Source organism: Arthrobacter sp. 260 (assembly GCF_013116745.1).
Lineage (GTDB): Bacteria > Actinomycetota > Actinomycetes > Actinomycetales > Micrococcaceae > Arthrobacter_D.
The window spans coordinates 59,032-78,812 of record NZ_JABFOE010000015.1 but is presented as its reverse complement, the minus strand read 5'-3'; the positions used below and the strand labels follow the sequence as shown (position 1 = coordinate 78,812).

Annotated in this window: 18 protein-coding genes; 5 read left to right on the top strand and 13 right to left on the bottom strand. The window is 67.6% G+C overall.

Features of this window, described 5'->3' with window-relative positions:
- Positions 1-57: 57 nt before the first annotated feature.
- Genes HMI57_RS15590 through argC form a run of 9 tightly spaced genes read right to left on the bottom strand, consistent with a single transcriptional unit; the run spans position 58 to position 9,489 of the window.
- The gene (locus tag HMI57_RS15590; protein ID WP_171586918.1) at positions 58-822 is read right to left on the bottom strand and encodes a maleylpyruvate isomerase family mycothiol-dependent enzyme; all 765 of its coding nucleotides are present in this window, start codon (positions 820-822) and stop codon (positions 58-60) included.
- 49 nt (positions 823-871) lie between these two features.
- On the bottom strand, positions 872-2,308 hold the full coding sequence (gene argH, locus HMI57_RS15585; protein ID WP_171586917.1) for an argininosuccinate lyase: 1,437 nt from the start codon (positions 2,306-2,308) through the stop codon (positions 872-874).
- A 2-nt stretch (positions 2,309-2,310) separates the two neighbouring features.
- Positions 2,311-3,513, bottom strand: a complete 1,203-nt coding sequence (locus tag HMI57_RS15580) for an argininosuccinate synthase (protein ID WP_171586916.1) — start codon at positions 3,511-3,513, stop codon at positions 2,311-2,313.
- Between the two features lie 45 nt (positions 3,514-3,558).
- The gene (locus HMI57_RS15575; protein WP_171586933.1) at positions 3,559-4,083 is read right to left on the bottom strand and encodes an arginine repressor; all 525 of its coding nucleotides are present in this window, start codon (positions 4,081-4,083) and stop codon (positions 3,559-3,561) included.
- Positions 4,080-5,060: an ornithine carbamoyltransferase gene (argF, locus tag HMI57_RS15570; protein WP_171586915.1), complete on the bottom strand. Its 981-nt coding sequence runs from the start codon at positions 5,058-5,060 to the stop codon at positions 4,080-4,082. The genes HMI57_RS15575 and argF overlap by 4 nt, the downstream gene beginning before the upstream one ends.
- Positions 5,057-6,352 carry an acetylornithine transaminase gene (locus tag HMI57_RS15565; RefSeq protein ID WP_171586914.1) on the bottom strand — a complete coding sequence of 432 codons (1,296 nt, stop codon included), beginning with the start codon at positions 6,350-6,352 and terminating at the stop codon, positions 5,057-5,059. Before HMI57_RS15565 ends, argF begins: the two co-directional genes overlap by 4 nt.
- Positions 6,349-7,257: an acetylglutamate kinase gene (argB, locus tag HMI57_RS15560; protein ID WP_171586913.1), complete on the bottom strand. Its 909-nt coding sequence runs from the start codon at positions 7,255-7,257 to the stop codon at positions 6,349-6,351. The genes HMI57_RS15565 and argB overlap by 4 nt, the downstream gene beginning before the upstream one ends.
- A gap of 37 nt (positions 7,258-7,294) precedes the next feature.
- Positions 7,295-8,461, bottom strand: coding sequence for a bifunctional glutamate N-acetyltransferase/amino-acid acetyltransferase ArgJ (argJ, locus tag HMI57_RS15555; RefSeq protein ID WP_171586912.1), 1,167 nt, complete (start codon positions 8,459-8,461; stop codon positions 7,295-7,297).
- Positions 8,458-9,489, bottom strand: coding sequence for an N-acetyl-gamma-glutamyl-phosphate reductase (gene argC / locus HMI57_RS15550; RefSeq protein WP_171586911.1), 1,032 nt, complete (start codon positions 9,487-9,489; stop codon positions 8,458-8,460). Before argC ends, argJ begins: the two co-directional genes overlap by 4 nt.
- Positions 9,490-9,632: 143 nt before the next feature.
- Here argC and HMI57_RS15545 point away from each other — a divergent pair, with 143 nt between their 5' ends.
- Positions 9,633-10,598: a quinone oxidoreductase gene (locus HMI57_RS15545; RefSeq protein WP_171586910.1), complete on the top strand. Its 966-nt coding sequence runs from the start codon at positions 9,633-9,635 to the stop codon at positions 10,596-10,598.
- A 191-nt stretch (positions 10,599-10,789) separates the two neighbouring features.
- On the opposite strand, the gene pheT is transcribed toward HMI57_RS15545, so the two are convergent.
- Together pheT and pheS are read right to left on the bottom strand one after the other, a co-directional pair.
- Positions 10,790-13,330, bottom strand: coding sequence for a phenylalanine--tRNA ligase subunit beta (gene pheT / locus HMI57_RS15540; protein WP_171586909.1), 2,541 nt, complete (start codon positions 13,328-13,330; stop codon positions 10,790-10,792).
- A 2-nt stretch (positions 13,331-13,332) separates the two neighbouring features.
- Positions 13,333-14,424, bottom strand: a complete 1,092-nt coding sequence (gene pheS, locus HMI57_RS15535) for a phenylalanine--tRNA ligase subunit alpha (protein WP_171586908.1) — start codon at positions 14,422-14,424, stop codon at positions 13,333-13,335.
- A 154-nt stretch (positions 14,425-14,578) separates the two neighbouring features.
- Between pheS and HMI57_RS15530 the strand changes: the two genes are divergently transcribed.
- The 4 genes from HMI57_RS15530 (at position 14,579) to HMI57_RS15515 (ending at position 17,859) form a co-directional block, all read left to right on the top strand.
- On the top strand, positions 14,579-15,055 hold the full coding sequence (locus tag HMI57_RS15530; RefSeq protein WP_171586907.1) for a hypothetical protein: 477 nt from the start codon (positions 14,579-14,581) through the stop codon (positions 15,053-15,055).
- Complete coding sequence (locus tag HMI57_RS15525; RefSeq protein WP_171586906.1) at positions 15,052-15,735, top strand: SIMPL domain-containing protein; 684 nt, start codon at positions 15,052-15,054, stop codon at positions 15,733-15,735. Before HMI57_RS15530 ends, HMI57_RS15525 begins: the two co-directional genes overlap by 4 nt.
- A gap of 415 nt (positions 15,736-16,150) precedes the next feature.
- A complete protein-coding gene (locus tag HMI57_RS15520) occupies positions 16,151-16,852 on the top strand; it encodes a hypothetical protein (protein ID WP_171586905.1) in 702 nt (233 codons plus the stop codon).
- Positions 16,849-17,859 carry an Ig-like domain-containing protein gene (locus HMI57_RS15515; protein ID WP_171586904.1) on the top strand — a complete coding sequence of 337 codons (1,011 nt, stop codon included), beginning with the start codon at positions 16,849-16,851 and terminating at the stop codon, positions 17,857-17,859. The genes HMI57_RS15520 and HMI57_RS15515 overlap by 4 nt, the downstream gene beginning before the upstream one ends.
- Before the next feature lie 28 nt (positions 17,860-17,887).
- On the opposite strand, the gene pcp is transcribed toward HMI57_RS15515, so the two are convergent.
- Positions 17,888-18,529: a pyroglutamyl-peptidase I gene (gene pcp / locus HMI57_RS15510; RefSeq protein ID WP_171586903.1), complete on the bottom strand. Its 642-nt coding sequence runs from the start codon at positions 18,527-18,529 to the stop codon at positions 17,888-17,890.
- 9 nt (positions 18,530-18,538) lie between these two features.
- Positions 18,539-19,741, bottom strand: coding sequence for a cysteine desulfurase-like protein (locus tag HMI57_RS15505; protein WP_171586902.1), 1,203 nt, complete (start codon positions 19,739-19,741; stop codon positions 18,539-18,541).
- Between the last annotated feature and the right edge of the window lie 40 nt (positions 19,742-19,781).

The following is a 19,781-nucleotide window of genomic DNA, read 5'->3' as shown; positions in this document are numbered from 1 at the left end:
CCTCCTGCGACAGGATGCTCCCAACCTACCCCAGGCCCCAACTGTTCCGGAAGGGTATTACCGCGGTGCCACCGCTGCGGGCCAGGGGCCGAGCTCCGGGAGGCTGACGGTGTCCGCTGCGTCGGCCGCGTCGGTCGCTTCGAGGCCGCCCACCGGTTCGCGGCCGGCGAGCCAGGCGGCGATGTCCTGCAGCGTACCGGTGACGACGACGGTGTGGGTGGTACCGGTGGCGGTGTCGCCCGTGTCAGTGGCGCGCACGATGATCGGTTCCTGGCCCAGCGGGTGCAGCGTCAACGCGGTGTCCGCCGGGACCCGTTCGGCAAGGAAATCGATCAGGTAGTGGCAGAACCTGTCGCTCCAGTCACGGGAGGTGCTGCCGGCGTCGAGGTCGCTGGTATGGATGACCAGCTCCCGCCACAGGGCGAGTGCGCCGTCGGACACGGTCCCGTCCCGGTAGGAGATCTTCGCCTCCCAGTGGTCGCGGGCGTGCTCGAAGGCGCCGACGGCGGCGTCAACCGCCGCCACCAACCCCTCGATCTGCTCCGCCACGGGACGCTGCGCCCGGGCCTCAATCGCCTGCACCCGACCCTCGAAGCCGCCGTCGTACAGTTCGATCAGGGAACCCTGCGCGGCGTGCTCCACCTGCCGCTGCATGGCCCGGGAAATCCCCTCCGCGTGGGCCACCACGTGAGCCCGTGACCAGCCGGGCAACGCCGTTGGTTCGCCGAACGAGTCCTCGTCCAGTCCCTTGACGGTTGCCTTCAGGTCTTCGCCGGCAACGGCGAGTCCGGCTGATACTTCGCGGATGAGATGTTCAATCACTGAGCGTCCTTTCCTTGGCCCTGCAACAGGCGGGTGCGGTAGATCCTTTCTAGAGGGTACCCCGCACGTCAGAGAGGAAGCTGGCAACACCGGCCAGCTCGCTGCGGAGGGCCTCGAGCTGGCGTTGAACCGCTGCGGGGGCCGTACCGCCCTGCGAGTCCCGGCTGTTGAGGGACCCCTCAACCGTGAGTACCTCGCGGACGTCCGGGGTGAGGTGCACTGAAATCGAAGCGTAGTCAGCGTCGCTGAGATCCCACAGTTCCACCCCACGGCCTTCAGCCAGTCGGACGGCAGCTCCCGAGAGTTCGTGGGCTTCGCGGAACGGGACCCCCTGGCGGACCAGCCATTCTGCGATGTCCGTGGCCAGGGCGAAGCCCTGCGGTGCCAGGGACGCCATCCGCTCCGTGTTGAACGTCAGGGTCGCGATCATTCCCGAGACGGCCGGGAGGAGCACCTCAAGGGTGTCGGTCGCATCGAAGACCGGCTCCTTGTCCTCCTGGAGGTCACGGTTGTAGGCCAACGGCAACCCCTTGAGGGTGGCGAGCAGGCCGGTGAGGTTACCGATCAGCCGGCCGGCCTTGCCGCGCGCCAGTTCAGCGACATCGGGATTCTTCTTCTGCGGCATGATCGACGAGCCGGTGGAGTAGGAGTCATGCAGGGTGACGAAGGAGAACTCCTTCGTGGCCCACAGGATCACCTCTTCACTGATCCGGGACAGGTCCACCCCGATCATCGACGCGATCCACGCGAACTCCGCGTACACGTCACGCGCCGCAGTGCCGTCGATCGAGTTATGGGTCGCTGAGGCGAACCCCAGCTCCGCCGCCACCGCCTGCGGGTCCAGCCCCAGGGAGGAACCCGCGAGGGCGCCGGAGCCATAGGGTGACACGGCCGCCCGCTTGTCCCAGTCCTGCAACCGCTGCACGTCGCGCAGCAGTGCCCAGGCGTGGGCGAGCAGGTGGTGGCTCAGCAGGACCGGCTGGGCGTGCTGCAGGTGGGTGCGGCCCGGCATGGGGACCCGCAGGTGGTCCTCCGCCTGCTGCACCAGCGCCTCGATGGTCGCCAGCACCCCGCCCGCGATGATCCGCGCGTGGTCCCGCAGGTACATCCGGCCCAGGGTGGCGACCTGGTCGTTGCGGGACCGCCCGGCCCGGAGCTTCCCACCCAGCTGGACGCCGGCGCGTTCGATCAGACCGCGTTCCAGCGACCCATGCACGTCCTCGTCCGACTCGGCGGGCGTGTAGGCGCCGGAGCGGACGTCGTCGTCGAGCACGTCGAGGGCTGCGAGCATTCCGGCAAGTTCGCCGTCGTCGAGCAGGCCTGCACGGTGCAGGACCCGGGCATGCGCCCGGGATCCGGCAATGTCATACACGGCCAGGCGCCAGTCGAAGTGGGTCGACTTGCTCAGGGCGGCCAGCGCGTCGGCGGGTCCGCCGTCGAACCGGCCGCCCCAGAGGGCTCCCTCGTTGGTGGAGGCTCCTGCCATTGCTACTGACCCGCCCGCTCGTCGCGACCGGAGGCCACCTTCGAGGACAGACCGAAGATCTCGATGAAGCCGCGGGCCATCGACTGGTCGAACGTGTCGCCGGTGTCGTAGGTGGCCAGGTTGAAGTCGTACAGCGAGGTGTCGGACCGACGCCCGGTGACCGTGGCGCGGCCGCCGTGGAGGTCCATCCGGATGTCACCGGAGACGTACTTCTGGGTGTCCTCGATGAAGGTGTCGAGAGAGCGCTTCAGCGGGGAGAACCACTGGCCGTCGTAGACCAGCTCGGTCCAGCGCTGGCCGACGGTCTTTTTGAACCGGGCCTGCTCGCGTTCGACAGTGACGTTCTCGAGTTCGCGGTGCGCGGCGATCAGGGCCATGGCGCCGGGTGCCTCGTAGATTTCGCGGCTCTTGATGCCGACCAGACGGTCTTCGACGATGTCGATCCGGCCCACGCCCTGGGCGCCAGCGCGGCGGTTCAGCTGCTCGATGGCCTGCAGCGGGGTGACAGCGACACCGTCGATGGCGACGGGGATGCCTTCGCGGAAGGTGATGGTGACCTCGTCGGCGGCCGGGGAGAACTCGGGCGAATCGGTGTACTCGTAGACGTCCTTCGAGGGACCGTTCCAGATGTCTTCCAGGAAACCGGTTTCGACGGCGCGGCCCCACACGTTCTGGTCAATGGAGAACGGGTTCTTCTTGGTGGTCTGGATCGGGAGGTTGTGCTCCTCGGCGAAGGTGATCGCCTTGTCCCGGGTCAGGGCCAGGTCACGCACGGGGGCGATGCAGCGCAGGTCCGGGCCGAGGGTCTGGATGCCCACTTCGAACCGCACCTGGTCGTTGCCCTTGCCGGTGCAGCCGTGGGCAACGGTGGTTGCGCCGAATTCGCGGGCTGCCGCGACCAGGTGCTTCACGATCACCGGGCGGGACACTGCGGATACCAGCGGGTAGGCGTCCATGTAGAGGGCGTTGGCCTTCAGGGCGGGCATGCAGTAGTCGTTGGCGAATTCGTCGCGGGCGTCGGCCACGTAGGCTTCCACGGCGCCGCAGTCGAGGGCGCGCTGGCGGATCTCCTCGAGGGATTCGCCGCCCTGTCCGACGTCGACGGCGACAGCGATCACTTCGGCGCCGGTGGCTTCGGCGATCCAGCCGATGGCTACCGAGGTATCGAGTCCGCCGGAGTAGGCGAGAACAATGCGTTCTTTCATGGGTCTTGCTCCTAGGGTGTTGAGGTTGTTCAAGGTTGTCAGGGTTCAGGAAACGGGTTTGTGCATGGGGTCCTGTGCGAACTGCCGGAAGCGGGCCGCCACCTCAGGTCCACCGGCCGGGTCGCGGGTCACCAGCATAATGGTGTCATCTCCGGCGATGCTGCCCAGGACCGAGGGCATCACCGAGTGGTCAATGGCCAGTGCCAGGAAGTTCGCTGCCCCGGGCGGGGTCCGCAGCACCACCAGGTTTCCGGATGCCTCGGCGGTGACCAGCAGTTCCGAGCAGAGCCGGGACAACCGGGAGTCGAGGACTTCCTGGGTGACCCCGCTCTGTGGTGTCCTGCCGCCGCCCTCGGCCGGGACGGCGTAGACGAGGGTGCCCTCGCTGGCGCGGACCCGCACCGCCCCGAGCTCCACCAGGTCGCGGGACAGGGTCGCCTGGGTGACGAGGACGCCGTCGTCGGCCAGGAGGGCTGCCAGTTCCGCCTGCGACCTGACCGACTGCCCGGTCAGGATGGCCCGGATCCGGGCGTGCCGCGCGGTCTTGGTGGTGGGCTGGACCTGGGTCATCGCCGGTCCATCAGCCACACCATCAGCGCCTTCTGGGCGTGCAGCCGGTTTTCGGCCTCGTCCCAGACCACTGACTGGGGCCCGTCAATGACCTCGGCGGCGATCTCGTACCCGCGGTAGGCCGGCAGGCAGTGCAGGACGACGGCGTCGGGCGCGGCCTGCGCCATCGCCGCCGCGTCCACGCCGTAGCTGCTGAACAGCTCATAGGTGGCGTCCTTGGCACTGGCACTGTCAGGTTCCTGACCCATCGAGATCCAGGTGTCGGTCGCGACGACGTCGGCGTCGGCCAGCGCGGCCGCCGGGTCGGTGGTGACCAGGACCGACCCGCCGGTTTCGGCGGCCCGGGCGATGGCCAGGTCGATCACCGACTGCTGGGGCAGGTGCCCCTCCGGACCGGCGACCCGGACGTGCATCCCGGCAGTGACCCCCGCGAGCAGGTAGGAGTTGGCCATGTTGTTGGCGGCGTCGCCCAGGTAGGCGAGGGTGAGGCCGGCAAGGGTGCCCTTGTGCTCGCGGATGGTCAACAGGTCGGCGAGCAGCTGGCACGGGTGGTAGTCGTCGGACAGGGCGTTGATCACCGGCACTTTCGATGCGGCGGCCATTTCCTCCAGCCCGGCCTGGGCGTAGGTGCGCCAGACGATGGTGGACACCATGCGCTCAAGCACCTTGGCGGTATCGGTGATGGATTCCTTGTGGCCCAGCTGGGACTCCCCCGCGCCGATGATCAGCGGGACCCCGCCCAGATCGGCGATGCCCGTGGCGAAGGACACCCGGGTCCGGGTGGAGGTCTTGTCGAAGATCACCGCGACGGTCTGCCTCCCCGTGGTGGCGGCTCCGTCGGCATTGATTCCTGAGGTGTCGATTCCGGCGTAGGGGCTCCGGGAATAGGGTGCCTGCTTGAGCTCGGCGGCGAGGTCCAGCACCTCAGTCTGCTCAGCCTGTGAGAGGTCGGTGTCGATCAGGAAGTGGCGGGTCATGGGGTAACGTCCTTTGCGGTCTTCAGGATGCCGGGCAGCGCGGCGATGAACGTGGCGGCCTGGTCCCGGGTGAGGATCAATGGCGGCGCCAGGCGCAGCGTGTGGGGGGTGGGAGCGTTCACGATGAATCCCTGCTGCAGCGCCTCGGTGACGGCCGCGGCCGCGTAGTCGCCGTCCAGGTCGAAGCCGATCAGCAGGCCCTCGCCGCGTACCTCGGTCACCTGCCCGACGGCGGCAAGCTGCTCCCGCAGCCAGGCGCCGACGTCGTGCGTGTGGCTGAGCAGTCCAGTGGTGTCGATGGTGTGCAGGGTGGCCAGCGCCGCGGCGGTCGCGACAGGGTTTCCCCCGAAGGTGGTGCCGTGCTGCCCCGGAGCAAACAGGGACGACACAGCGTCGCCGAATGTGACGAGAGCGCCGATGGGGAACCCACCCCCGAGTCCCTTGGCGAGGGTCATGGCGTCCGGGACCACCCCGCTGGGCTGGTGGGCGAACCAGGACCCGGTGCGTCCGACGCCGGTCTGGACCTCGTCGAGGATCAGCAGCGCCCCGGCCCTGGTGGTGACCTCGCGGGCCGCCTGCAGATAGCCGGGCGGCAATGGCCTGACTCCCGCCTCCCCCTGGATGGGTTCGATGACCACTGCGGCGACGGATTCGTCGACGGCGTTGACCAGGGCGTCGATGCTCCCGAACGGCAGGTGTTCGACACCGCCGGGCAGCGGTTCGAACGGTTCCCGGTAGGCCTGTTTCGCGGTCAGGGCGAGGGCCCCCATGGTGCGGCCGTGGAACGCTCCGTCGAGGGCGAGGATCCGGGTCCGCGCGGGTTTGCCGTCCGCCGCCGGGGCGCTGTTGCGGCGGGCAAGCTTGAAGGCTGCCTCGACGGCTTCGGTGCCGGAGTTGGCGAAGAAGACTTTTGACCCGGCGGGTGCTGCGGCGAGCTCCAGCAGCTTTTCGGCCAGGGCAATCTGGGTGGGGCTCGTGAAGAAGTTCGAGACGTGGCCCAGGGTGGCGAGCTGGCTGGTGATCACCGACGTGACGAACGGGTGGGCGTGGCCGAGCGCGTTGACAGCGATCCCGCCCAGCAGGTCGAGGTATTCCTTCCCGTCGGCGTCCCAGACAGTGCAGCCGTTGCCACGGACGAGGACCCGCTGCGGGGTGCCAAAGACCCCCAGCAGTGACGAACCGTAGCGGGTGAGCCAGTCGGCGCCGGATCCGTCGTGGAGGGTCAGGTCCAGCAGCTGGTCCCCGGGGTTCTGAGCGGTGTGGCCGGGCTGATTCTGGGTGAGATCTGTCATGAGCCGTCCTCGTCGGGTATTACCTGGGTGCCGATCCCGGCGGTGGTGAAGGTTTCCAGCAGCATGGAGTGGGCCAGCCGGCCGTCGACGATATGGGCCCGGGCTACCCCGCCGTCGACCGCTGCGAGGCAGGCGCTCATCTTGGGGATCATGCCGAATTCCAGCTGCGGCAGCATGGCGCGCAACTGGCTGGCGGTGACGGAGCTGATCAGCGAGGATTTGTCCGGCCAGTTGGCGTACAGCCCCTCGACGTCGGTGAGGATCACCAGTTTGGAGGCGTGCAGTGCCTGGGCCAGCGCGGCGGCGGCTGTGTCGGCGTTGACGTTGAGCACCTGGTTGGTGCCGTCGCCGTCGTCGTCGATTTCCGGGGCAACCGTTGAGATGACCGGGATCCGGCCGGCCTCAAGGATGTCGAGGATCGCGGCCGGGTTGACCCCCACCACCTCGCCGACCAGTCCCAGGTCCACCTCGACGCCGTCGACGACGGTGCCGGTGCGGGTGGCCTGCAGCAGCCCACCGTCCTCACCCGAGAGACCGACCGCGTAGGGCCCGTGGGAGTTGATCAATCCCACCAGTTCGCGTCCCACCTGACCGGTGAGCACCATCCTGACCACGTCCATGGTTTCGGGGGTGGTCACGCGGAGGCCGCCCTTGAACTCGGACTTGATTCCAAGGCGCTGCAGCATCGAGTTGATCTGTGGTCCACCACCGTGCACGACGACGGGCCGGATGCCCACATGGTGCAGAAAGACGATGTCCTCGGCGAAGGCGCGGCGCAGGTCGTCGTTGACCATGGCGTTTCCGCCGTATTTGATGACCATCGTGGTGCCCGCGAACCGTTGGATCCACGGCAGTGCCTCAATGAGGGTCTCTGCCTTGTCCTGGGCGGCGATGACTGTGTTCATGATGTCCTTCTGGTGACAGCTGCGGGGTGGGTACTCGCTACGACGAGTACGCCGAGTTTTCGTGCACGTACTCGTGCGTGAGGTCGTTGGTCCAGATGGTGGCGGTCTCCGAGCCAGCCCGGAGATCGATCTCCACCGTGACGTCCCGGCCGGTGAGGTCCACCAGGTCCCGTGAGTCGCCGATACCGCCGTCGCGGCAGATCTGCACCCCGTTCATCGAGACGTTCAGCTGGTCGGGTTCGAAGGCGGCATCGGTGGTGCCAACGGCGGCCAGCACCCGGCCCCAGTTGGGGTCGTTGCCGAAGATCGCCGTCTTGAACAGGTTGGAGCGGGCCACCGAGCGGCAGACCGTTTCGGCGTCGCGCACAGTGGCCGCGTTGACGGCAGTGATCGCAATGTCGTGGCTGGCCCCCTCGGCGTCCTTGATGAGCTGCTGCGCCAGCGAGTGGCAGACCTGGGTGAGGGAGTTGGTGAACTCGGCGGCGTCGGGGGTGACCCCTGACGCGCCGGAGGCGAGCAACACCACCGTGTCGTTGGTGGACATGCAGCCGTCAGAGTCGGTGCGGTCGAACGTCACCCGGGTTGCCTCGCGGAGCGCTGCGTCCAGCTGGCTGGGGTCCAGTACGGCGTCGGTAGTCAGGACCACCAGCATCGTCGCCAGTCCCGGGGCAAGCATTCCGGCTCCCTTGGCCATGCCGCCGATCGAGTAGCCCTCACTGGGCGCGTCGGCAGTGGCGGGGTGCCGGGCCTGCTTCGGCACCGAATCAGTGGTCATGATGGCTTCCGCGGCTGCCAGTCCGCCGCCGGTGGAGAGTTGCGCGATGGCCTCTTTCACCCCGGGAAGGAGCTTGTCCATGGGTAGCTGCTCGCCGATCAGTCCGGTGGAGCAGACGAAGACGTCGCCCGAGGAGATCTGCAGGGCGTCGGCCGCGTACTCGGCGGTGGCGTGGGTGTTCTGGAAGCCCTCGGCCCCGGTGCAGGCGTTGGCTCCACCGGAGTTGAGCACCACGGCGTCCACCCTGCCGTCGGAGACCACCTGGCGCGACCAGTGCACGGGCGCCGCGGCGACCCGGTTTGAGGTGAAGACCGCTGCGGCGTGCTGCAGGGGTCCGTCATTGACCACCACCGCCACATCGGATTTGCCTGACGCTTTGAGGCCGGCTGCGGTGCCTGCGGCCCGGAATCCGGCGGGTGCGGTGATCATGGTGCAACTCCCTGCAGTGTGAGCCCGGCGGTCTCGGGAAGACCCAGGGCGATATTCATGGACTGGATGGCTCCGCCAGCGGTGCCCTTGGTGAGGTTGTCGATCACGCAGGTGACGATCACGCGGCCGGCGTGGGCGTCGAAGGCCAGCTGGAGGTTCGCGTAGTTGGAGCCGAGGACGGCTTTGGTGGCCGGCCACTGCCCCTCGGGGAGCACTGTGACGAAGGGTTCGTCGTCGTAGGCAGCGGTCCAGGCGTCCCGGAGCTGCTCGGCAGTGGTCCCGGGGACCACTTTGGCAGTGGCGGTAGTGAGGATGCCGCGGGCCATCGGCGCGAGCGTGGGGGTAAACGACACCTGCACCTGCTCGCCCGCGGCAAGGGACAGACCCTGCTCGATTTCGGGGGTGTGGCGGTGTGCTCCGCCGACGCCGTAGGGGCTCATGCCGCCCATCACTTCGGAGCCGAGCAGGTGCGCCTTGACCGCTTTGCCAGCACCCGAGGTGCCCGAGGCAGCGACAATGACGACGTCGTCGGGCTGCAGCAAACCGGCGGCGAAGCCGGGGGCCAGCGCGAGCAGCGAGCTGGTGGGATAGCAGCCCGGGACGGCGACCCGGCGGGCACCCCGCAGCAGTTCGCGGTGGCCGGGCAGTTCGGGAAGCCCGTATGGCCAGGTACCGGCGTGGGCGGATCCGTAGAACTTTTCCCACGCGGCGGGGTCGGTGAGCCGGTGGTCGGCGCCCGCGTCGATCACCAGGGTGGTGGAAGGAAGCTGGGCAGCGATCTCGGCGCTGGCGCCGTGAGGCAGCGCGAGGAAGACGACGTCGTGTCCGGCGAGGTTCTCCACGGTGGTTTCCTCGAGCAGTCGATCGCCGAGGGAATGCAGATGGGGCTGCAGCTCACCAAGCCGGGAGCCGGCGCTGCTGTGGGCGGTGATCGCGCCGATCGTCACCGAGGGGTGGGACGCGAGCAGCCGCAGCACCTCGCCGCCGGCGTAGCCGCTTGCCCCGGAAACTGCCACCGAAATAGTCATGACCTAACCCTACAACAGGAATATACACAGTGCCACATAACTATGCACCGGTGCCACGAGTTCGGTTCCGGTCGATCTAGCATGGGGTTACAGCTTCAGCCATCACCCATCTCAATCAGTCACCCAGCTCAAGGAGAGTCCCGATGCCCACAGCCATTGTTGCCCAGCAGGCCGGCGGTCCAGAAGTACTGACCCTCGCCGAGGTGGACCGGCCCACCCCGACCCGCTCCGAACTGCTGGTCCGCGTGGCCGCGGCAGGCATCAACTACATCGAGACCTACCAGCGCAGCGGCTACTACCCAGTGAAGTACCCCTTCACCCCTGGTGCCGAGGCCGCCGGGGAGGTCGTGGCGATGGGTCCTGAAGCGACGGGATTCGCCGTCGGCGACCGCGTCGCCTTCGCCGAAGGAGTGGGCACCTACGCCCAGTACACCCTCGTCGAGGCCGATAAGGCGGTACCCGTCCCCGAGGGTGTCAGCCTGGAAACCGCGGCGGCGCTCCCCCTGCAGGGCGCGACCGCCCACTATCTGATCAACACCACGTTCAAGGTGCAGTTGGGGCAGACGGTGCTCACGCACGCCGGCGCAGGCGGGGTGGGGCTGCTGCTGATCCAGCTCCTCAAGGCCAAGGGTGCACGGGTCATCACCACCGTCTCCACCGACGACAAGGAGGCACTGGCCCGTGAGGCCGGAGCCGATGAGGTGCTCCGGTATGACGGGTTCGACACCGCCGTACGTGAACTGACCAACGGTGTGGGCGTGGATGTGGTGTACGACGGCGTCGGCAAGGCGACCTTCGACGGGTCGCTCGCGTCCCTGCGGAAGCGCGGCACGCTGGTCCTGTTTGGCGCGGCGTCCGGCGCGGTTCCGCCGTTTGACCCGCAGCGGCTGGCGGCCACCGGGTCTGTCTACCTCACCCGTCCGAAGCTGCTCGACCACCTGCTGAGCGTCGAGGAACGGCGGTGGCGCTTCTCCGAGGTCTTCGCCGCAGTGGTGGACGGATCCCTGAGGGTCAGGATCGGCGCAACCTACCCGCTGGAGGCCGCCGCGCACGCACACGAGGACCTTGAGGCACGCAAGACCACCGGGAAACTGCTGCTCATCCCCTAGGACGGCGTGGATGGGATTGACCCTGCGCAGGTTTCCCCACCTTGTAGGCCAGCCCGCGGCGTGTTGAGGCAAACACGCCGCGGGTGTGCGCTTTGTGCAGCACTACCTGGGGAAACCTGCCCACCCGACCGTAAACCCGGGTCGCGGGCCGGCTCCTGACCAGCCAGCGCTGAACGATTGACGCTGAACAGCTAGCGCTGGACGGCTCCGTGCCGTTCGGCGGCCAGGTGGACTGCCGCGTCGCGGGAAGCACTTGCCTCATCGGCGGTCAGGGTGCGGTCAGGTGCCCTGAACCGCAGCGCGAACGCCAGCGACTTGTGCCCAGCCTCGATGCCCGCGCCGTCGTACACGTCGAACAGGTGCACATCCTCGAGGAGCTCCCCCGCACCCTCGCGCAGGGTGGACAGGACGTCGTCGGCCGGCAGGGAGCCGTCGACGACGAGCGCCACATCCTGGGTGGTGGCAGGGAACGTGGAGAGGTGCTTCGCCACAATCACGTCAGGTGCCGCCTCGAACAACAGGTCGGCGTTGATCTCCAGCGCCACCGTCCGGGCGGGCAGATCCTGCGCAGCGAGCAGCTTCGGGTGAAGCTCGCCAGCGTAGCCCAGCAGTTCACCGGTCCGCAGCGAGATCCGGGCGGTCCGGCCGGGGTGGAACGCCTGGTGCTCGCCCTGCGAAACCTCAAGGTCGACGCCGACGACGTCGGCCATCAGACGGACCGTGTCCAGGGCGTCGGCCCAGTCCCACGGACGCGGCTGGTGGTTGGCTCCGGCCGGCGAGTCATTGCCGGTGAAGACCGCAGCGATGGTCAGCGGCTGGTCGGGAAGTCCGTCATAGAGTCCGTCGAGGACGTCCTCGGAGGGCCGGACGCCCAGTGGCGGGATCTCGCTGCTGCCGATGGCGTCCTGTGGCAGGAACACCAGCCCGGCCTCGTAGAGTGCCAGGTCGCGGAAACCGCGGGAATGGTTCCGTTTGGCCACCTCAATCAGACCGGGGAGCACCGAGCGGCGGAGGTAGCCCAGTTCGGCGCTCAACGGGTTGGCCAGTTTGACCGATGGCTGCTCCGACCCATCGGGCGAACCGAAGGTGGTGTTGCTGTCCAGCGACACGAACGGGTAGGACAGCACCTCGGTGAGTCCGGCGTCGGCCAGTGCCTGCAGGACGCGGCGGCGCTGCACCTGCACCCGGGACAGGCCGCTGCCGGGAGGAGCGACGGGAAGCCGGGAGGGGATCTTGTCGTAGCCCACCAGGCGGGCAATTTCCTCGGTGAGGTCGTCCTTGATCTGAAGGTCCTGGCGCCAGCTTGGAGCGGTGACGGTGTGGCCGCCGTCGTGCGCTTCCACCTCGGCTCCCAGATCGGTGAGCGCTCCGGTGATCTGCTCGTCGGTGAAGTCCATCCCGATCCGGCGGGCGGGGTAGCCGGAAGGCAGGTCGATGACGACGGCGCTGGGCTCGGTGCCGACGTCAGTTCCGGCGTCGTCGGCGGTGCCGCCTGCGAGCTCGACCAGGAGGTCGACCACGCGCTGGGCCGCAACACCGGCGACCTGCCAGTCCACTCCCCGCTCGAAGCGCTTCGATGCCTCGGACGGCAGCTTGTGGCGGCGACGCGACCGGGCGATCGACACCTCATCGAAGTGTGCGGCCTCCACGAGGACCGTGCTGGTGGCGTCGGAGACCTCGGTGTCGGCGCCGCCCATGACGCCTGCGATACCGATGCCACCGGAGGCGTCGGCGATCAGGAGGTCTTCGACGTCGAGCTTGCGGACCTTGTCGTCGAGGGTTTTCAGGGTCTCCCCCGGCATTGCCCGGCGGACCACAATGCCGCCCTGCAGCTTGTCCTGGTCGTAGCAGTGGGTGGGCTGCCCGAGTTCGAGCATCACGTAGTTGGAAATGTCCACCGGCAGCGAGATGGACCGGATCCCGGCCAGCCGCAGCCGGGAGGCCATCCACGGCGGCGTGGGACGGGTGGCGTCAACGCCCGTCACCGTGCGGGCGACGAACCTGTCGCAGCCGGGGTTGCCGTAGATCGGCGACTCATCGCTCAGCGTGACGGGGTAGCCACCAGACAGCGTCGCAGGCGCGGTGACCTGGGTTGCCGGGTCGGTGAAGGTGGTCCCGGTGGCGTGGGCGTACTCGCGGGCGACGCCACGGATCGAGAAGCAGTAGCTGCGGTCCGGGGTGACGTTGATTTCGGCGGCCTGGTCGTAGAGGCCGAGCAGTTCCATCGCGTCGGAGCCAACCTCGGGGTCGAGACCCAGGGTGGAGAGCACGAGGATGCCGTCGTGGTCGTCGCCGATGCCGAGCTCGCGCACCGAGGCGATCATTCCTGCCGAGACGTGGCCGTAGGTTTTGCGGGCGGCGATACGGAAGTCGCCGGGCAGCACGGCACCCGGAAGGGTTACCACCACCTTGTCGCCCTCGACGAAGTTGTGCGCGCCGCAGACAATGCCCTGCACGCCCGAGGGGTCAATGCCCTCGTTGGTCAGGGTCTGAGGCTGTCCCTCGGGGACCACCCGGACCTGGCACCAATTGATGGTTTTGCCGTTGGTCTGGGGTTCCTTGACGATCGAGAGCACCTGGCCGACGACGATGGGCCCGGACAGGGTGTCGGTGGGACGGTGGACGGCTTCCTCTTCGAGACCAACCTTGACCAGTTCTGCCATCACGTCTTCGGCGGTGGCATCGGCTGGGACCTGTGCGAATTCACGCAACCAGGAAAGTGGAATACGCATGCTTAGATCTCCATCCCGAAGTGCTCGCTGAACCGTACATCGCCCTCAATCATGTCCCGCATGTCCCCAACCTCGTTGCGGAACATCAGGGTGCGTTCAATGCCCATGCCGAAGGCGAACCCGGAGAACTCCTCTGGGTCGATGCCTGCCGCTCGCAGCACATTGGGATGGACCATTCCGCACCCGCCCCATTCGATCCATTGCGGCCCGCCCTTGGCACCGGGGTGCCAGATGTCGAGTTCGGCCGAAGGCTCGGTGAAGGGGAAGAAGTTCGGGCGCAGCCGGATCTGGGCGTCGTCGCCGAACATCAGGCGTGCGAAGTGCTCGAGTGTGCCGCGCAGGTCGGCCATGCTGAGGTTCCGGTCGATGGCCAGACCTTCGAACTGGTGGAACACGGGGGTGTGGGTCGCATCGAGTTCGTCGGTCCTGAAGACCTTGCCCGGGCACAGCACGTACAGCGGTAGCGGACGCTCAAGCATGGAGCGCACCTGGACCGGTGAGGTGTGGGTGCGCAGGAGCAGGTGAGCTTCGGGTGGCTCAACGAAGAACGTGTCCTGCATGTCGCGTGCCGGGTGGTCCGGCTTGAAGTTGAGAGCGTCGAAATTGAACCACTCCGATTCCAGTTCGGGGCCTTCGGCGATTTCCCAGCCCATGCCCACGAAGATGTCGCTGACGCGTTCCTGCAGGGTGGACAGCGGGTGGCGGGCGCCGGCACGACGGCGGTGCGGGGCAGCTGTGACGTCCACTGCCTCTTCGACGAGAATGCGAGCGTCCCGTTCCGCTTCAAGTTCGGTGGTGCGGGTGGCGAGCGCAGCGTTGATCCGGCCGCGGGCCGGGCCGATGTTCTTGCCTGCCGCAGCCTTCTCCTCCTTGGCAAGGGCGCCGATGCCCCGGTTTGCGAGGCTGAGCGGTGATTTGTCGCCGGTGTGGGCGATGCGAACCTGCTTGAGGGCGTCGAGATCGCCGGCGGCGGCAATGTCGCCGAGCGCGCGGTCCACCGTGGCACCGATAGCTTCGGCATCCAGCGGCGAAGGAACGTCGACGACGGCGGACGTCGCGTGGGCGGGTCCGCCCGGCTGTGTGGAGTCAGACATCGAGATGTTCATACCTTCAGTGGTGGTGGGCAACAGGTGTTTCACCGCGGATCCGGTGACCGTTGGCAGACGGTGCAAGTCTAGCTAACACCGGCGCAGACTCCTTAATGGGCACACGGCTGGGACCCGCAACGCCGGTACTAGGATGGCTGACATGACGCCTGCCCACCGGATGCGATGGCTGCTCAACTGGATGAACTTGTCCACTGGGGCCGGGCTTCTCCTTGCGAGGGCCAAAGGCTGTGATATCCGCCGCGGTCCGGAGGGACTCTTCCTGGCCTTCAGCTATACGGGCACCCTCCCGGTGGCGAGTGCCTTCACCGTGGGCAACACGATATTGTTTCGTGCGCCTGTAACCGCGGGACTGCCCCGCCCTGGGCTGCTGTCCCATGAAGCACGGCACAGCACCCAGTACGCATTTTGCCTCGGCCTTCCCTTCCTTCCCCTGTACTTCGCTGCCGCAGGCATTTCCCTGCTGCGCACCGGCGATCCGGCATCACTGAACATTTTCGAACGCCACGCCGGGTTGGCCGCCGGTGGATATGTCGAGCGTCCGGCCCGGCCGCTATCGACAGCGCTCCAACCGCTTCGCCGCCGGGCGGCGGCCATCAACCGATGGGGTGCCTCATGAACACCAGCATTCCGGGTCCCAGTGTCGCTGTCGGTCCCAGCGCCGCTCCGGGTCCCAGTGTCACGGTGACCGGTACCGGCACGGTGAGCGCCCCACCCGACCGCCTCCACCTGCGGATCGAGGTGGAGGTACGCCGGCCCACCGCACCCCATGCCTACCTGCGTGCCGCGGACGCCGCGTCCCGGGTCCTTGACGCTCTCGACGCGGATCCGATGCCGCCGCTGAAGCGTTCAACCCGGCAGATCGGGCTGCGGGCGGAGATTGTCTGGGCTGACAATCAGGAGCAGCGGGTCAGCGGCTACGTTGCCTCGCAGGAGCTTGCCGTCACCGTCGATGACCCTTCCTCGGCGTCGGCGGTGCTGGACGCCGTGGTGCATGCGGGCGGTGATGACGTCAGGATCAACTCGCTCGCGTTCGGGTTTTCCGACCCGGCGGCCCGTGCGCGTCTCGCGCAGGAGGCTGCATGGCAGGACGCCCGCGAGCGCGCCCTCCAGTGGGCACAGTTGGCCGGGTGCACCCTCGGCGAGGTCGAAGAAGTGACCGAGGGCGGCGGGACGGCCCCTGCCCCTGTGGCGCGCCACGCAGTGCTGGCCGCCGACCAGTCGATGCCGATCGAACCTGGCGAAGCCGAGGTGGTCAGCACTGTCACGGTTCGTTGGCGGATTGTTCCGCCGGAGTAGCCGGACTGGGGTGTTCGGTAGTGACTGCGACATGGCGGTAGCGGTTGCGCCGCGGTTTCCGCTCGGGATCCACATACGGTGACGGAATGAACCATGGGACTCCCCGCCGCATGTCGATCGTCCAGTTGCCCTGCTCCACCAGGTCGTGGTGATGACCGCATAGCAGCACCCCCTTGCTGATCCGGGTTCGCCCAGATACAGACCAGGGGTCGCTGTGGTGGGCTTCCCACCACACTGCCGGAATGGTGCAGTCCGGAAAGCTGCAGCCCTTGTCCCGGGCAATCAGCGCCCGCTCAAGCCCTGGCCCAAAGAACCTGCGCGCACGTCCCACATCAAGGATTTGGCGCGGCAATAACGGTGGGATAACGCCCCTCGTGCTACCAAGTGAGCGGGGTCGGGCTGAATCGGGTGAGTCGTGTGTGAAGTTCCTCGCCGGTCGTGGCGGCCATCCTTCACTCCCAAACGTCTGGCGCTCGGGGTCTCAGGGGTTGCCCTGATCCTCGCCGGAGTTCTCTGGCCCCTCGATTCACCGGGGAACGGTCTCCCCGGATTGGGGATCCTCGAACTGGGACTCTATGGCCTGGGGCTGATCGTCCTCGGCACCGCCCTGATCCTGGCGGCGGTGGTGCTCCCCGTCGTGAAGGAAGTGGAGTTCGGATTCCCCCTGGGGATCAAGGTGACCACCGCAGTCTCCAGCCGTGAGGACTCGTTGCGGCAGGAGTTCGATCGGCAGCGGAGCGACCTCGAACTCTGTGCCCACCTTCTCTGTGACGACCCCGCCGTGGCCCAGCGCCTGCTGGAGGCGTCCTGGTCCAAGGCCACCGCTGTGTGGAGGGGCCCCGTGACCGGCGACCTGCGCACCTATGTGATCTGCCTGCTCGTGAAGCTTGTCTCGGCTGACCGTCGATGGAATCGTCGTGAGATCCATTCGAACGACGACGGTGGATCCCTCCTGTCCAGCCTGGACCTGGCAGAGCGAATCGCCGTCGTACTGCACGACTTCGCCGGTCTGTCCTCGGGCCAGATTGCAACCCTTACCGACCGGTCCATCGACCAGGTCCGCGCGGACCTGCGCAGCGGTACCGCCAGGGCCGAAGAGCTGCACGGCATGCGATGAACAGACAACTCCGCGAATATCTCGCAGCGGGTGCCGGCGACCGGGCGCACGCCTTCCCTGCATTCATCGACCGCGCCCTCAGTGACGGGATGCGGGCCTATTGGCGACGAATCATACTGGTGTTCACGGCGGCCGTGTCGGCAGTGATCGTGGCGATTGCGGTCATCGCTTCCGTCCCGGGATGGATCGGCGCGCAGGCAGTGCCCGAGGAGCCCGCAAGCCTGATCATTGAGCCCACGGAGGCGAGGGTGGCGTTGGGCGGGACAGTCCTCTTCACGGCGTCGGCCATGCTCGCAGATGGTGCCTCCCGGAGCATCGAGGGCCTGACATGGGAGTCGCTTGATCCCGGGATCGCCACCATCGACGGGACGGGCCTGGCCACCGCCGTCAGTCCCGGAACTGCCTCAATCTCCGGTTCGGCCGCCGGGCAGCAAGCCCAGGCCACGCTGACCGTGCTGCCTGCAGATGTGGCCGTCGTGTCAATGATCGTCAACCCCACCAGCCAGACGGTGGATCCCGGGGTGTCGGTGCAGTATGTGGCGGTGGCGCAGTTCAGTGACGGCAGCGCCCAGGAAATCACCGGGGCTGTGCAGTGGGGGTCGACTGATCCATCAATAGCCTCGGTGACTGAGTCTGGCCTCGCCACGGCGATTGCACCGGGTGAGGTCCTGATGACCGCGGATTGGAACGGATTGCAGGGCTCGGCACCGCTCACGGTCCTGGCTCCACCGGATCCGCCGGTCAGCCTGCTGGTAGCGCCACCCGCCACCGAGGTCTGTCCCCCGACGACCCAGCAGTTGAGCGCCGTCGCCGTCACCGCGGCCGGCGACCGGGTCAACGTGGGTGCCATCGCGTGGACCTCGGACCGTGAGGAGTTCCCCGTTGACGCTTCCGGCCTGGTTTCTCCTACGGCCAACGCGGACGGAGTAGCGGTGATTACGGCGCAGGCCGAGGGATTGGTGGGTACCGCTACGGTGACCGCTCGCTGCGAACCCATCGTTGAATAGTCAGGCGAGGGTCTGCCGCGGTGTGGCGCTAGTGTTCCGCTCCGGCCGCCAGGCGGAGGTCCGACGTCGTCGTCTGGCTGGTGAGGGCGATGAGCCGCAGCGCGTCTGCCATCTCGGCCACGGGCATTCCCGGCGCGCCGTGGACGGCGGCCTGGTCCGGCGTGTACGGCACGTGGATGAACCCGCCTCGCGCGCCGTCGTCGCTGGTGGACAGCAGATCCATCAGACCGTAGAACACGTGATTGCAGACGTACGTCCCAGCCGTTTGGGACACCTCGGCGGCAAAACCGGCGACGGTGAGATCCTGCAGCGCCTGTTTGATCGGCAAGGTGGAAAAGTACGCTGCGGGGCCGTCGGGACGGATGGGAGTGTCGACGGGCTGGTTCCCGGCGTTGTCGGGAATACGGGCGTCGTCGACGTTGATCGCCACCCGTTCCAGTGAGATCCTGGCGCGGCCACCTGCCTGCCCAACGCAGATCACCAGCTTGGGGCGGTGTTCACTGACCGCATCCCGCAGCCCGGCGAGACTTTCCCGAAAGGTGCAGGGCAACTCAACGGCGACAGCATCGCTGCCCGACGCCCTCAAGCCCGCAGCGGCTTGCTGGGCCGCGAGCCAGGACGGGTTGAGAGCTTCGCCACCGAAGGGCTCGAATCCTGTGAAGAGAATCATGGGTCAAGCCTAGGCGCTGCCGAGGAACGCGGTCAGACCCTCGATCAGCCGCTGCACGTCGTCGAGGTTCGTGTAGGGCGCCAGCCCAACCCTCAGCCCACCGGTGTCTCCGAGCCCCAACACGTTCGAAGCCTCAATTGCGTAGAAGTTACTCGCTGGCACCAGGATGTCCCGCTCAGCGAGGAACCGGCTGGCATCGGCGGCGCTCCGGTCGGCGAAGGTGAGCAGCAGGGTGGAAGTCCGGACTGCGGCCCGGGAGTGGACCGTCACCGCGGGCAGTTCGGCGAGCGCCGCCTCGAGGATCTTCAGCAGTGACGCTTCGTGCGCTCCGATGTCGTGGTGGGCAGCCAGGAGTTGCTCCCGCCGGGACGCACCCTCGCCGAGGGTGGCAGTGAAGTCCACGGCCGCCGTCGTCCCGGCCATGATCTCGTACGGCAGGGTACCCAACTCGAAGCGCTCGGGTACCGCGTTGGTGGAGGGCAGCAGCTTCTCCGGGACAAGGGTCTCCAGCAGGGCCGGGGCTGCAGCAAGGACACCGCAGTGGGGGCCGAGAAATTTGTATGGCGAGCAGACAAAGAAGTCAGCTCCCAACGCCTGCACATCGACGCTGGCATGGGCGGCGTAGTGCACCCCGTCCACGTAGAGCAGCGCCCCGGCGTCGTGGACCAACTCCGCGATAGCTGAAATATCGGGCATGGTGCCCAGCAGGTTGGAGGCGGCGGTGACCGCGATTAACCTGGTGGCAGGCCCCAGCGCCGCCCTCAGTTCGTCGAGGTCCAGCTCGGACGTCTGGGGGTCGAAGCCCACCCAGCGGACCGCTGCCCCCTGCCGTTCGGCAGCCTGGATCCAGGGGCGGACGTTGCAGTCATGGTCGAGGCGGGTCACGATCACCTCGTCGCCGGGTCCCCATCCGGCGCTCAGGTGCTTGGCAAAGTCGTAGGTCAACTGGGTGGCACTGCGTCCGTACACGATCCCCAGTGGATCCGCGTTCAGGAGATCCGCCATGGCCTGCCTGAAGCCGAGCACCGCCGCATCCGCGTTGCGTTCCGAGGCGACTGAACTTCCCCGGATGGAGAGCGGGCTCGTCAGGGTGTCGGCGATCGCCTGCCCGACGACGCTGGGCGTCTGGGTGCCGCCGGGTCCGTCAAAATGGGCAATCCCCGAGGACAGTGCGGGGAAATGGGAGCGCAGACTTTCGACGTCGAGCGGCATGGGACCCTTTCGGCTAGCTGGCAGGCGTGGGGTCCAGCCT